At 46.5% G+C, this 14219-nt stretch carries 11 protein-coding genes; 3 read left to right on the forward strand and 8 right to left on the reverse strand.

From position 1 onward, the window contains the following. Positions 1-401 precede the first annotated feature (401 nt). Together R7Q41_RS14040 and R7Q41_RS14045 are read left to right on the forward strand one after the other, a co-directional pair. Positions 402-2636 carry a hypothetical protein gene (locus R7Q41_RS14040; RefSeq protein ID WP_318144536.1) on the forward strand — a complete coding sequence of 745 codons (2235 nt, stop codon included), beginning with the start codon at positions 402-404 and terminating at the stop codon, positions 2634-2636. Positions 2637-2777: 141 nt separating this feature from the next. Beyond that, a complete protein-coding gene (locus R7Q41_RS14045; RefSeq protein ID WP_318144537.1) occupies positions 2778-3773 on the forward strand; it encodes an ABC transporter substrate-binding protein in 996 nt (331 codons plus the stop codon). Positions 3774-3855: 82 nt separating this feature from the next. Here the strand turns inward: R7Q41_RS14045 and R7Q41_RS14050 are convergent, their stop codons facing one another. From R7Q41_RS14050 to R7Q41_RS14080, 7 genes are all read right to left on the reverse strand, one after another. Further along, positions 3856-4233, reverse strand: a complete 378-nt coding sequence (locus tag R7Q41_RS14050; protein WP_031777276.1) for a nuclear transport factor 2 family protein — start codon at positions 4231-4233, stop codon at positions 3856-3858. 142 nt (positions 4234-4375) lie between these two features. Next, positions 4376-5107, reverse strand: coding sequence for a DUF3726 domain-containing protein (locus tag R7Q41_RS14055; protein ID WP_025767672.1), 732 nt, complete (start codon positions 5105-5107; stop codon positions 4376-4378). Continuing rightward, on the reverse strand, positions 5104-6840 hold the full coding sequence (locus R7Q41_RS14060; RefSeq protein ID WP_318144538.1) for a hypothetical protein: 1737 nt from the start codon (positions 6838-6840) through the stop codon (positions 5104-5106). Before R7Q41_RS14060 ends, R7Q41_RS14055 begins: the two co-directional genes overlap by 4 nt. Positions 6841-6941: 101 nt before the next feature. Next, positions 6942-8543 (reverse strand): BCCT family transporter, encoded by a 1602-nt coding sequence (locus R7Q41_RS14065; protein WP_318144539.1) that lies wholly within the window; start codon positions 8541-8543, stop codon positions 6942-6944. 109 nt (positions 8544-8652) lie between these two features. Further along, complete coding sequence (locus R7Q41_RS14070) at positions 8653-9642, reverse strand: membrane dipeptidase (RefSeq protein ID WP_006742451.1); 990 nt, start codon at positions 9640-9642, stop codon at positions 8653-8655. Between the two features lie 69 nt (positions 9643-9711). Continuing rightward, a complete protein-coding gene (locus R7Q41_RS14075; RefSeq protein WP_033906957.1) occupies positions 9712-11172 on the reverse strand; it encodes an aldehyde dehydrogenase family protein in 1461 nt (486 codons plus the stop codon). Positions 11173-11245: 73 nt separating this feature from the next. Then, a complete protein-coding gene (locus tag R7Q41_RS14080) occupies positions 11246-11644 on the reverse strand; it encodes a RidA family protein (protein WP_005375789.1) in 399 nt (132 codons plus the stop codon). A 155-nt stretch (positions 11645-11799) separates the two neighbouring features. On the opposite strand from R7Q41_RS14080, the gene R7Q41_RS14085 reads away from it, so the two are divergent. After that, positions 11800-12690, forward strand: a complete 891-nt coding sequence (locus tag R7Q41_RS14085) for a LysR family transcriptional regulator (RefSeq protein ID WP_005375788.1) — start codon at positions 11800-11802, stop codon at positions 12688-12690. Positions 12691-12770: 80 nt separating this feature from the next. Here R7Q41_RS14085 and R7Q41_RS14090 read toward each other — a convergent pair whose 3' ends face one another. Further along, positions 12771-13877 (reverse strand): NADH:flavin oxidoreductase, encoded by a 1107-nt coding sequence (locus R7Q41_RS14090; RefSeq protein ID WP_170897001.1) that lies wholly within the window; start codon positions 13875-13877, stop codon positions 12771-12773. Positions 13878-14219 lie beyond the last annotated feature (342 nt).

The raw sequence follows: 14219 nt of genomic DNA on the forward strand, positions 1-14219 counted from the left end.
CTTGGCATTTATATTACTCAAAAGGATTTTTTATGCAATAAAAATGTATAAAAATTAATTTTGTTAAATTTTTGTATGATAAGTAATCAATACAACAGAGAATATGACTGGTTTAATCAGTTGGTTTTAACTGAAATTGTTGATGAAAATCCAACAATATGATGGCAATCGAAACAAGGTTAAAATTCTGGTTACTTTTGTGCTTGTGTAGACGGAATTTTGAGTCTTTGAACGTACTACACCCGACGCAGACCTTCTCATTTTTGCCGGGCTTCCCCCCTCGATTTCCGGTAAAGCCTTCTATCGGCGGGTTCCTGATTAGGACTTTGTGAATAGACTATAATTTCTCTTTGTATTCTGGCCCTTAATTCGAGTCATCTAAGTATGAGTGAGATAACCCCATGTTGAAGTCGCATTGTTTTTCTCTCATGGCACTTGCTTCTCTGAGCTTACTTTCTATACCCAGCGTTTGGAGTAGAACAGCAATCGTATTACCTGGGTTGCATGAACAGGGTATTGATCTTCAAGATAAGCCTATCTCTGCTGCGGCTACACGTGAATGGGAACTGGATTATGCTGATATCTTATTCGGCGCTTACGAAAGTAAAAGTCATAATGAGCGTGTACAAGCACTTGGTTACATGTACAACCAAAAGCTGGAACTTAACTCAGGTTGGCTGGAAAACGATATACGTAATCTCGCAGAACTGAATGGAATTGACTACGAAGATTTCTTTCTCCACTTTTCTGAAGACACTATCCTAGCTGAAGTCGACTCAAGCCATGGTGAGAATACTCTACTCAATCGAAAACCGATGATCGTTGGCTATACCGCCAGCGCTGACCACGCCGGCTTTTGGCTATATCAACCACCGCCATGGGATGCTGATGTATTTGGCCAGGCGAATAATGGTGGAGCCCTCTATGTCTATCACTCAGAGAAGTTCGACCGCTTAGCCTTTACGTTCTCTCAGTTTGCTCAAGGCGGCAGCTTCACGATTGAATACCCTTCTGCTATCGACTCGTTTGGTCGGGTAACAGAATGGAAACGCTTCGCGATTAAAAAAGACAAAACTGAGAACATGACTAAAAACCAAACAGTAAACTGGTCTGTTCCTTCGGATTGGGTTCGCGCTACAACGCATGATGGTAGCGGAAAAACTTATGGTGGCGGTCAGTACTTTGGCTCCACCTTTTTACGCGACGGCGGCCGCCTTTACTTTGCGAAAATTACTTGGCATGACGGCAACATAGAAAACCGCCCACGTCTCGAAAACATTCAACTCAAAAACAGCTTCCCTGCCGTCAATATCTCAGGAGCACCAACGGAGACTCCGGAAGGCCAAACCATTCAACGCTGGCGTAAAATTCGTGGCTTCGACAAATCTGCAGATCGAAACCAAGACAATTATCTTTCTTGGAATGAATACAAAAACCGTTCGAATAAGAATGCAACGGCCCGATTTCGTTGGGAGTCACGGGTTATTCCATTTGGTCGTATGTGGAATCAAACCTCTTCTTGGGCATTGACCAATCTCGGTAATCCCGTTTTTACCAATACAATGCGCCACTATTACCAAGCTGAATGGGCGAAACAAGGTTTAAATGGTGCGTACAACGACGATACGAATAAGTTACTCGGTGCAAATCAGTTCTACATATATTCCGGAGGCACAGTGGATGAACTTGGTTTGGTGGCGGGTAGCCAAGCTGCTGACGATGCTTACAAAGCGCAATTCTCGGCGTTCTTGAATAAACTGGCAACGCTGGATGAAGATGCGTTAATTGGCCTCAACATAGGTACGGCAAACTTATTCGGTCGTAATGGGCAAAACCTCTTGGTTAACGCTGGCTCCTTGTACTTGCGCGAGCACTACCTTTTCCCTGCTACCGGCTTTAGTGGCTATGCTGGCTTGGCTAAATTTTGGGATAACTCTGCACTCGCCAAAGCGGGTCAGAAAGTGATTTATCAAGCGACCACGCGTTATGGTCGAGTTCAATACTTTGGCAACACTGAGGATAACTGGAAACAGGACCAATACTCTGCACTAGCGGTGTTCTACTTAAACTATCACCCTGAGCGCAGTTACTTTAATCAGTGGAACAATGGCTACTTATATGGAAGTAATAACACAACTGGTGACAACTTCTGGAAAGCAGGCGTACCAAAGAATATTGCTTATCAACCTAGCACCTTGCTTGCCGTTGATTTGGGAGAGCCTGCCAATCAAACACCAGAGGGATATCAGGCGACTCCGGTAATGATGTCCACCAGCACGCCCTATCCTGCCGATTACACAGTCATTGGAGATGCTTCTATGAGCAAAGTGGCTCATCCTGACTTGCCCAATGGCTCTATCGATTTGTTACCAACCCATACGTACTTTGCGTATCACTCAGACGATACGGTAGTGATGCATGGCCCTACAGAGATGGTGTTAGCCCGAGAATTCACCAAAGGCAGAGTTCTGTATCGAACTGATTTCTTTGGCAAGAATATCGATTATTTCTCCTCACCGAAGATAACTATCGCACTTCCAGAACCTATGCGACCTGTAGATCAAGACGGTAACATCGGCGACTATGTTTCTCACATTGAGATCGGCGGCTACGAAGGGGTGTTCTTGCTGTATTAACTCCCTTTCAACCACTCTGACTAAACGCTTCATAAATCGCCGTTTTTATGCTTAACGTCACTGAAAAAAACTTGTTCACTGAATCTTTATAAACCGATGTATATACTGAAGTAAATGACAACGACAAGGAAATTCAGTCACATGAAGACGACACCTTCAATGCTCTCTGTTCTGCTGGTATCAGCATTATCTACTCATGCAAATGCGGACGAATGCGGAAAAATAACCATCGCAGACATGAATTGGAATTCGGCCAGCTTAATGGCGCACATCGACCAATTTGTCTTAAATGAAGGCTACCAGTGTGATGCGGAATTGATCCCTGGTGATAGCGTTCCTACAGGCACCTCTATGATTGAAAAGGGGCAACCTGACGTTGCGCCAGAGTTATGGACAAACGGCATTAAAGAAGCACTTGATAAAGGGATTGCGGATAAACGCTTGCGTATCGCTGGTGAATCGCTTGTCAATGGCGGTGAAGAAGGGTTTTGGGTTCCCGCCTATCTGGTAAAACAGTATCCAGAGCTCGCGACGATAGAAGGCGTCATCAAGCACGCCAAACTATTTGAACACCCAGAAGATGATGACAAGTTCGCGTTCTATAGCTGCCCTGCTGGTTGGACATGCCAAATCACCTCCGGTCACTTGTTTAATGCATTAGGGTTAAGTGAGCACGGCTTTGAGATGGTTGACCCAGGCTCTGGCGCAGCACTAGCTGGCACCATCGCTAAAGCCTATGATCGCAAAATGCCTTGGTTTGGTTACTACTGGTCACCGACCCCCGTATTGGGCAAGTATGATATGGTCAAAGTGGATTTTGGTAGCGGAACAGATTTAGAAGAGTATCGCAACTGTACCACCCAGCCTGATTGCGTTTCACCAAAAGTAACAATGTACCCACCTTCTCCAGTTCGCACAGTAACAACTGAGGCGTTTGCGAGCAAAGAACCCCAAGCATTCGCGTACTTGCAGAAACGCGGATTTACCAACGAGCAAATGAGTGAAATGCTGGCCTGGATGGAAGATAACTACGCGGACGGTGAAGAAGCGATGTTTTACTTCTTTAATACCTACCCTGACTTGTGGAAAGGCTGGGTATCTGAAGACGTCGCGGTGAGAATCGAAAAAGCGCTTTGATGATTAATACTTCGAGTGCCACAAATCATTTAACCTCCCATACCATTTGAATAAACGGCATGGGAGACTAATCAACGACTCGTTAATACATGGTGTGACCATTCAATGTTTCTTTGGGTATCTCTTGCAGAGCGTCCCAATGTTCAACGATCTTCCCATTGTGATCAAAACGAAAGAAATCCATCGTCACGTATTCAATATCATTAGGCCATGTTTGGTGAGTGTGTAGTGCCACCAAATTCCCTTCAGCAATGGCTCGCACAAACGTAATATCTTTATCGGGATACTCATTTTGCATCCGCTCAAAATACTCGATAAAAGCCTCGGGGCCATTTCCAACTAATGGATTGTGCTGGATGTACTCATCACCTACGTAGTCTTCAACTGCCTTTCTTGGGTTACCTCTATAGGCGGTTTCGTAAAACGCAATGGCATTTCTTTTATTCTCTTGCAGATCCATTTTTCTTACCTGTGTTGCTCCATCTTGCGGATAACGGTAATCATAGTCTTTGAACTTCAGAAGTGACTGAACATCGCGCACAAAAAAGGCCGCTAAACAGCAGCCTTCATCACTTCTACTTGGAATCATCGCCTTTCATAGCTTAAACCACACCACCAGCACCGAGCATAGAACGCTCACTGTTCTCCACCAGCAACGCGGTTGCGGTTTGTTTCAGCGTTTCCCATTCTTGGTCTTCGACAAAGATACCATTTTGCCAAGAAGCTTGTTGCGTACGGCTTAACTCATCGCCTTCAATGTGGGTGGTATATCCTTGTGCACTTTTCTCGATATCGAAATCGTTCACGGAGAGCTCGATAACCATACTATGCAAATCCGTATCATGCCCATCAAACTGATCCGAGAAAAAGACTTCTGGTGCGATTCGTCCGCGGTTTAACACATAAAGCGTTCGCTTGGGACTAGAGCCATTGACCCACTGTGCTCGACACGCGATGCCTTTCGCAGAGAGCTTCAACAACTCACTGAAACCCAACCAACGGTTATGACACTGTTTCAACGTAATGGTAATCGACTTACGGTTGATCATTTTCTCGAGCGCGAAATCCAACACCGCGGGTAAATGACACGCCACACTCCCGTTGTGCAGTTCTACCTCTATGCTTGACGGCGTGCTGTTGGTCACCGATACGGCGCAGTCTGAATCTAACCCAAGAAACAGACTGGCGTTATTAAAATGGCGAACTCCATGTAAGCCAACCATTTGCAAGTCCGCCACCATGTTCGCAATGACATCCGCCTCACCACAGTGACGGCGCATGCCAAGAAATGCCTTATTAACGGCGGCCACCAATTCGTTGTGAGAGACGATCATAATTCAAATCCTCCACTGATTTTTTGATTATCACTTTGCGCAATTTCGTCACGTGGCGGCATGCTAGGGAAAATCCATGTGTCTGCCAGTTTAGGGTCGTGAATTTCATCTAACAACGGCGCACCTTGGAAGAAAGTTACTCGAACCCAACGATCCGAGCGCGGATCAAACTTAGTCGCGCCAAAGATCGCCAATTTACAGCGCAGTAAGTGCATTGGTAACGCATCTTTACGCAGCACATTCATTTGAATATCCCCCATCGCACGGTTGCCTAGCGTCCATACGCGACGTGTGATCGAACGATAAGCCGGTTTTTGCAATAGAAACTCTGCTACGGACATTTCTACATCACAGTCAAGCAAGGCCTGGTACAAGCGATTCACTTGTCTGCCGATATCAAGCGGCAGTTCTTTTTCTTCTCCAGCCTCTTCCCCGCGAACACCAAGCCTTGGCTCTTCTTTATCTTGTGAGCGATACCAGAACCAGTAGTTGTTCTCGGCTAGTGAGTAATCCGCATCAATCGCCCAGCGGTACTTGCTTTGCAACACTTCCAGTAAATCTTGGATCTTTTTCCCGCCCGGAATAGATAACGTTTCATCCGTATTCATTTGGCTAGCAAATTCATCCACTAAAGATGGGTAGAGTTCGATCAAGCAAGAGGTGAGAATTTCTTGGGCTTCCACACTCATTGTTTTCTTATGCTCGACCAAACTCGCCCAGTTCGGATGTAATGCCATTAACGTTGTTAGCTTCGATAGCAGTTGTTTGATGTCTGCTATCGCTTGATGATTGAGCCTGTCTTGATGTTCATTGATGGTGATGACTTGCTCTAAATGACGCTGTGCTTTTTGCAGCAATCCTTGCAAAGGAGCATGGAACGACGCTTCACATGGCATCGCAAAGACTCGCGCTACCGCACGTTCACGAGAGGTCATCCATTGGTCAACAATACACGGATGATTAATCAAGTATGGAGCCATGCCTAAGCCAGTAGCATTGCCGACACCAAGGTAGCGCTGCAAGCCACGATGCAAAGCCACCGCGTTGTCGCCACCTTGTTGAAGTGCCAGATAGTGCACCCAATCTAGGCTGAATTCACGCAACATATATACTGCACACATTTGCGCACTAAAAGACTGGCTGAAATCTGAGTTGTTCTCTAACAGTTTGAAATCGGCGATACCAAACTTTCCGTTACCATAAACAGCTGTGGTACGCAGGATATAACCCACTTCCGCTAACTCTTTCGGCTCAGGCTGCTCGCCTTGAGAAAGAGCGCTAACAATGTGCTCAAACACGCGCACACTTTTGTTTGCGCGAGCAAGAACAAGTACGTTGTTTGGATTACGTCCCGCTTCTTGCAGCGGTACATTTTCTCGCAATCTTTCCAACAAAGTAACATCAACATCGCCTTGAACCAGTGCAAATGTGACGTCCCACTTTTCAGCAATTACGCGATCATTACGCTCGTCGTCGGCAATTTCTTCACAGAATACCACCAAATGATAAACGTGCTCTGGCGTGGTCAATTTGTAAATCACATGACCATAACCACGAGGACAAAGCTGCCACTCATGCTTGGTTACTTGCCAGTTTTGGCTTGCCATATTACGAATCAGACTGCGAACAAAGCTGATTCGGTTTTGGTGCATTGCGCCAAGCCTTTCGGCTGCCATGACAATCGCTGCATCGCGCATAGTTGCTTCCGTATAAGTAGAACGATGTGCATCCATTTTGCTCACCACCTATTTGTTATTGTAAGAATACTAGGGTTTGTGCGGATGCAGGAGGAAAACACCCGCACAAGCTCCACGTTGTTTGAATTAGATAATTGTTATAGCCCTTGCTCTTTCGCCATTTTGATTGCGATTTGCGGCGCATTCCAAAGTGACGGTAACAGAATCAGCGAAACCGGAACCGCGGTAATCACAATGAAAGATTGCAGTGCAGAGATGCCACCAGAGCCAAGAGAAATCAGGATTAGTGCCGTCACACCCATAATTACGCCCCAGAAGGTACGGATGATCGCATTCGGCTCCGTTTCACCACTGATCACGACACTGATTGTGTAGGTCATTGAGTCGCCCGTCGTGACGATGAAGATCGTGGTTAAAATCAGAAATAGAATTGAAGTCAGCATTGGCATTGGTAGTTGCTGAGTCACCGCAAGCAAAGCACCTGGCAGGTTAAAGCCTTCGAACGCCGCACTCACACTGCCCGGTTCAGCAATTTCAAACGCTAGGCCAGAGCCGCCCACAATCGTGAACCAAAAACAGGTGGTTAACGGAGCCACAATACTGATGGTGGAAATGACTTGGCGGATAGTTCGACCACGGGAAATACGCGCAATAAAAATTGCCATCATCGGACCATAACCCAGGAACCAGCCCCAGAAAAATACTGTCCACCAGCTTAGCCAACCTTCATCACCACGGTAGGTCGCCATTGGGATAAAGTTATCCAGCATGCTCCCTACACCTTGAATGTATCCGTTAAAGATAAAATTCGTAGGGCCAAAAAACAGGATGTAAACCATCAATGCCATTGCCAGAATCACGTTGTAACGACTAAGCAGTTGCATGCCTCGGCTTAATCCACTGAGTGCTGACAAGGTGTAAAGAGCAATCGCAAACAAGATGATGATAAGCTGAGTGGTAAAGCCATCAGGAATATCAAACAGCGCATTTAACGCGTAGCTAACCTGCAAGCCTAAAAACCCAATTGGCCCGATGGTGCCCGCGGCTACCGCGATAATGCAGCACGCGTCAATCAATGCACCGAGTTGGCCTTTAAGTGCTCGTTCGCCCAAGACTGGGTAAAGCAAAATACGGGGTTTTAGTGGTAAACCTTTGTCGTAATGCAGGTGCATCACCACGATGGAAGTTAAGCTACCTACAATCGCCCAAGCCAGAAAGCCCCAGTGCATAAAGGATTGCGACAACGCATTCACCGCACCTTGCTGCGGGTTATCTTGCGCGCCGTACAAAGGGGGTGGGCTAACGTAATGCGCGATAGGCTCAGCCGCGGCCCAAAAAACACCACCACCAGCCAATAAGGTACAGAAAATAATCGCCATCCAGCGGAAAGAATCCATTTCTGGTTTTGCAATCCCGCCCAACATCACCTTGCCTGTTCGCCCTGCAGCCAAGCCAAGACCAATAAGAAAAGTGAGAAGCAGCAGTAACTGCCAGTAAGGACCAAACACCTGAACTGCCCAGCCAAAGCCGGCGTTAACGATCGTAGATAACAACTCGCCGTCATAAAGTGCAATAGCAACGAACAACGCGATAAAACCACCGCTATACCAAAAGGCCGGGTTATTCAGTCCTAATTTGTCCGTCGTGTTTTCTGTTGTTGATGTGTTGTGTGTTGCTTTTGACTTGCCCGATGACACGCTCATCGTGGAAGCTTTCATGCTATTGGTTAAATCAGACATACTCTGGCTCCAGAGGTTCTTTGCAGCTGCCAAAGACTGGCTACAAATGTGAGTTTTACGCCTGCCGTATTGTTGTTATGTAGGCAGGCGGTTCCTAATTTTGGGTGTACTATGAAATAGGCTCTAATCCTTCTTTGAGGAAGTTAAACCAGTTTTCACCCAATATTTTTCCTGCCTCAGATTCACTGAATCCGTGACGCATTAATCCGTTGTAGATGTTCTCCATCCCTGCACTGCCGCAGAACCATGGCAGCGCATCTGGCCATCCCGAGTTACTTGCCGAACCTTCGCCGTAATCCATCGCTTTTGACCAACGACCGTTGCGCATCCACTCCAACACTTGTTGCGGCTGGTTTAAGCACAGATCACTACCGATGCCTAAATGGTCGACGCCAAACATGTCTGCGGTTTTCGCTACCATCTGGCAGAAATCATCCAGAGTGCACTGGCTGCCATTTGGCAAATGGAATGGATATAAACTGAATCCAATCAAACCACCGCGCTCCGTCAGTGCTTTGATCACGGTGTTGGACTTGTTGCGCAGTGCGTCATGCGCAAATGTCGGGTTAGCATGGCTGATACAAATTGGACGCGAAGAGAGCTCGATAGCTTCCAACGTCGAACGCTCCGCGCTGTGGGACATATCAATGATCATCCCGACTCGGTTCATCTCTTCAATCGCTTGCTTACCAAAGCGAGTTACGCCGGAATCGTTTTGTTCGTAACAACCTGTCGCCAGTAAGCTTTGGTTGTTGTAGGTCAGTTGCATGATCAGCAGACCTTGGCGGCGCATCACTTCAATCAGACCAATTTCATCATCGATAGGTGAGCAATTTTGCGCGCCGAAGAAGATGCCGACTTTGCCTTCTGCTTTGGCTTTTTCTACATCTGCCATTGAATAAATAGGCATGATGAGGTCCGCATTTTGCTCGAAGCGCAAGTTCCACTCAGCAAAACGCGTTAAGGTTTCGCGCGCAGTTTCGTGGTAGACGATGGTGGCATGAACGGCGGTAATGCCACTCGCCTTAAGCGTTTGGAAATACTCTCGATCCCAATTGCAGTACTGCAATCCGTCAATCACAATCCGTTGTTGGTACATAACCACTCCTTAAACAATTTCTTAGCCTTTTCGTGCGGGCAACTGACACCATCAGTTACCCTGCCGATCTTAGTAAGGACGCTGATAAGCGGTTTTCACTACGGTGTAGAACTCTTTGGCGTACTGACCTTGCTCACGAGGACCAAAGCTAGATTCTTTACGGCCACCAAATGGAACGTGATAATCTGTACCCGCAGTTGGCAAGTTAACCATGACGCAGCCCGTTTGGACTTGCTGTTTGAAGATCGCGCTATTACGCAAGCTTTGCGTGATAATGCCGCCTGTCAGGCCAAAGCGCGTATCGTTCGCGACTGCAATTGCCTCATCCAGATCAGAAACGCGAATCACGTTTGCCATTGGTGCAAAGACTTCTTCTTGGTTCACTTCCCAGCTGTTTTGTGTGTTCAAGAACAGGGTTGGTGACATGTAGTAACCGTCATGCTCTAGGCTCAGACGCTCACCACCGAAAGCCAACTCCGCGCCTGCTTGGCGTGCGTTTTCGATCCACTCAAAGTTCGCATTCAGCTGGTTACCATCAACCACAGGGCCCATGAACACGCCCTCTTCCAGTGCGTGACCCACTTTAAGTTCGCTCATGCGTTTGATTAGCGCTTCAACATACGCGTCGTGAATTCCGTCCATAACCACAAGACGAGAAGACGCGGTACATTTTTGACCTGCACCCGAGAATGAGCCTGCGATTGTCGCTTCGACAGCAATTTGAATGTCTGCATCATCTGCCACTACGAGCGCGTTTTTGCTGCCCATCTCTAGCTGACAACGTACAAAGTTTGGTGCCGTAGCCGCTGCAACTTTACGGCCTGTGTCCACAGAACCAGTGAAGCTCACGCCGTTCACATCCTTCGAATTGATAAGGGTATTACCTACTTGCGAACCGCTACCCAAAACGAGGTTAAACGTGCCAGCAGGTAAACCTTGGCGATGGATAATCTCTGTCAGCGCGACGGCACTTGCTGGGGTTAGGTTGGCAGGCTTCCAGACGACGCTGTTGCCAAACGCAAGTGCTGGCGCGATTTTCCAAGCAGCTGTTGCTGTTGGAAAGTTCCAAGGAGAGATAATGGCGATAACGCCGACGGCTTCACGAGTAACTTCAACGGAGACACCTGGACGGACGGAAGCAGCGTTATCGCCAATTTGACGCAGAACCTCAGCAGCAAAGTATTGGAAGAATTGGCCAGCACGGTAAATCTCACCTCGACCTTCAGCAAATGGCTTACCTTCTTCACGCGAAAGCAAGGTTCCCAATTCGTCACATCGTGCAATGAGCTCATCACCAATCGCTTGCAGCACTGCTTGTTTGCGCTCGATTGGTGTTTTTTCCCACTCTGGCTGCGCTGATTTAGCCGCTTGAATCGCTTGCTCTACTTGCGACACACTCGCTTGTGAGAAATCGCCAATGTTTTCGCTGATATCAGAAGGGTTAATATTGGCGATGGTGTCCATGCCCGATTGCCACTCACCCGCTATATAGAGGGATTTTTCTGCTTGAACATTGTTAATAAAAGTCATGGTTCTTTCCTTGTTCTTCCGATTTGTGATGGCAAGCCACCCACTCACTGATCTCTAATTGTTCTTATTGGATTTATTCTGGTTGGCTTGCCGACGCGTAGACGACAAACTCCACCAACATCTCTTCTCGTGCTAACCCTGCAACCACCATGGCGGCGCGATTTGGGTACGGCGCTTCAAAATATTCCGCGTACACTTGGTTAACGGTCTTTAAGTATTCTCTGTCAGTCACATAAATCAGGACCTGCAACACCGAGTCCAAAGACTCCCCGGCACACTCCAGGGTGTGAATGAGATTGTTAAAGGTTTGACGTGTTTGTGCTTCGATACCGCCTTCCACAACCGCGCCTGTGTCATCAATAGGAATTTGAGCCGTATACAGAGTTCCGTTGTTGACTATCGCCCATTCAAGCGGCGCTTTAGAAGCAAATAGACTGGTTTTAACTGGGTGTTTTTTAGTAGGAGTATTCACGTGCCTTTCAACCTTTGTAACAGCTTTGTTTCAATATGGTTAAATGATGCACATTGACAGGCGATAAATCTAACGGTAAATTTTTGACATTTGATAAATTAAACTTATCACTCTATTTAAAATAACGTAAATAAAGGGATTAAGAGGCATTAGGGATGAGTATTAAGCTTCAACAATTAATGCATTTTGTGATGGTAGTCGAGGAAGGAGGCTTTCGAGCCGCTTCACATCGTGCAAATCGTTCTCAGGCGGCACTGTCAACATCGATAAAAGAGCTTGAAAAAATTCTAGGGCAAACGCTGTTTGAACCCGGAAACAAAACCAAATTGACCCCGTTTGGTGAAATTTGTCTGCCCAAAGTGGTTCAGTTTCTCAATATCTACAGTGCGCTGGACAACGATCTCAAAGCTGCCGCGGCCGGACAGCAAGGGAGAGTGCGAATTGCGAGCGTTCCTTCTGTTGCAGCGAAACTCATCCCTAGCGTATTGGGTGCCTTTTGCGAGCAGTATCCAAATGTAGAAGTAAGCTTGATCGATGATAACGCGGCGGGCGTCGAGGCTCGCTTACTCTCCGGTGAAGTCGACTTGGCGCTCGGTAACCCCTCTCACCTCGATGAGGGCGGCATTGACTTTACGCCGCTGTTAGCCGATCCAATAGGCGTGGTGTGTTTAAAGGACAACCCTATTGCAAGTCATCCAGAAGGAATCGAGTGGCAAACTTTGTTGGAACAACCCTTTATCCGTAACGGCACTTGTACACTTCTCGATCCAACCCCAGCAAGAGCTCTGAGTCAGCAAGCGCTCTATTCGGTCGAAAATATTACTTCGCTGTTTTCTGTCTTAGAACTTGGGATTGGTGTCACGACCCTACCGAAGCTTGCTTTCCCAACCAATGAAACACGCTTGGTTTGGATCCCGCTTATCGATCCACCACTTGAAAGGCAAATTGGTATATTTACGTTAACCGATCGCACGATCTCGCCTCAAGCTAAAGCATTTCACGATCTTTGTGTGCATTATTTAAACTATCAAAAAGAAGATAAATAATGGTTCGATTAACATGCGGATAATTAAAAGCCTCCATATTCAGAGTGGAGGCTAATTTGTATTTGTGTATTCGCTTCGTTCTATTTTTTGCGACGATTTCGGTTCTTATACACCACGCAAAAGTTACCACGCTTGGTACGACACTTTGAGCAACGTTCACAATCTACTGGTGCGCGATTGCCTTCTTTCCAACGTTTGATCAACTGTGGCTCAGCCAATAAAGGGCGTGACACAGCAAAAAATTGGATACCTGTGTTTTCTGCAATTTTCTCAATCGCATCAATGTCGCTCAGCCCGCCGACAGTAATCACCGGTATGCTAACGTCCTGACTGATCACGTGACCATATTCGTGAAAGTAACCTTCTTCTTGTAGTGTGTAACCATCGAACGTTTGACCAACAAGTTCGTTTGCTTTGCCGTGAATATTGCCAGATACGATGATCGCATCAACGCCTACTTCTTCAAGTTTCTTACTGACGACGCGAGTTTCATCGAACGTTAAACCGCCGTCAAAGAACTCTGTTGCCGTCAGTTTAACGAGGATGGGAAATTCGCTTCCAACCAGCTTTCTGGTTTCAGAATAAATTTCTAAAAGAAAGCGCATGCGATTTTCTAAGTCACCGCCATATTCGTCTTCTCGACGATTATAGTACGGGCTTAAAAACTGGTTAATTAAATAAGTGTGCGCCGCATGAATCTCTACGCCGTCAAAACCAGCGTCTTGAGCACGTTTACTCGCCAATGCGAATGCCTTTACGATGTAGTCTATTTCGTCCTTTGTCATCGCTTTGCCTTGCGTATTTGTACCACGCTCAGGCACGTCACTCGGAGCGAAGATGACACGCTCACCGACGTTATGGGTGGTTTTGGTGCCACCGTAAGCAATTTGCATCACGATTTTAGAATCTAGTTGATGTACTAGCTCTGTTAGCTTTTTGTATTCTTCAATAAAAGAGTCGTTGTAGATCCCCATCATACCTGCGTTGGGTTTCTCTTCTTCAACGATATTGGCATAACCCGTGACAATAAGCCCAACTTCCCCTTTCGCAAGCGTTTCGTAAATATCGTAAAGCTTTGCCGTCATGTGACCATCTTCGGTCGCCATGTTCTCCCACGTTGCGCTTCGCACAAAACGGTTCTTTAGGGTCATGTTGCCAATGCGGGCTTCGGAAAACAAAATGCTCAAAACCAGTCCTCTTAAAGTTGTCTTTATGTTTTATCTTTTCGCAAGTAAACAAGAACGAAAAAGGAACAGCGATACACGATGTATGGCTGTTCCTTCTCTGAATCCTTGAGACCTGCAAACTACAGGCGCACCTTAATGCCTCGGAGACGACAAAACTTTAATCTGGGTTAAGGTTTAGTGAGTTTTTAGATTATGTAAATGGATGATTCTTAATCGTGTTCATTTCACTGGAGTTAAGATGCTTCGTCACCCACTTTCAGTCGTAAAACTTGTGTATTTCGCTAGCTGGTGATTCAACTCAAACATTCACATTGTTAGTTTGTATGCTGCTATGGGAACTAG

It is taken from the genome of Vibrio sp. 2096, from assembly GCF_033339595.1.
Lineage (GTDB): Bacteria > Pseudomonadota > Gammaproteobacteria > Enterobacterales > Vibrionaceae > Vibrio > Vibrio alginolyticus.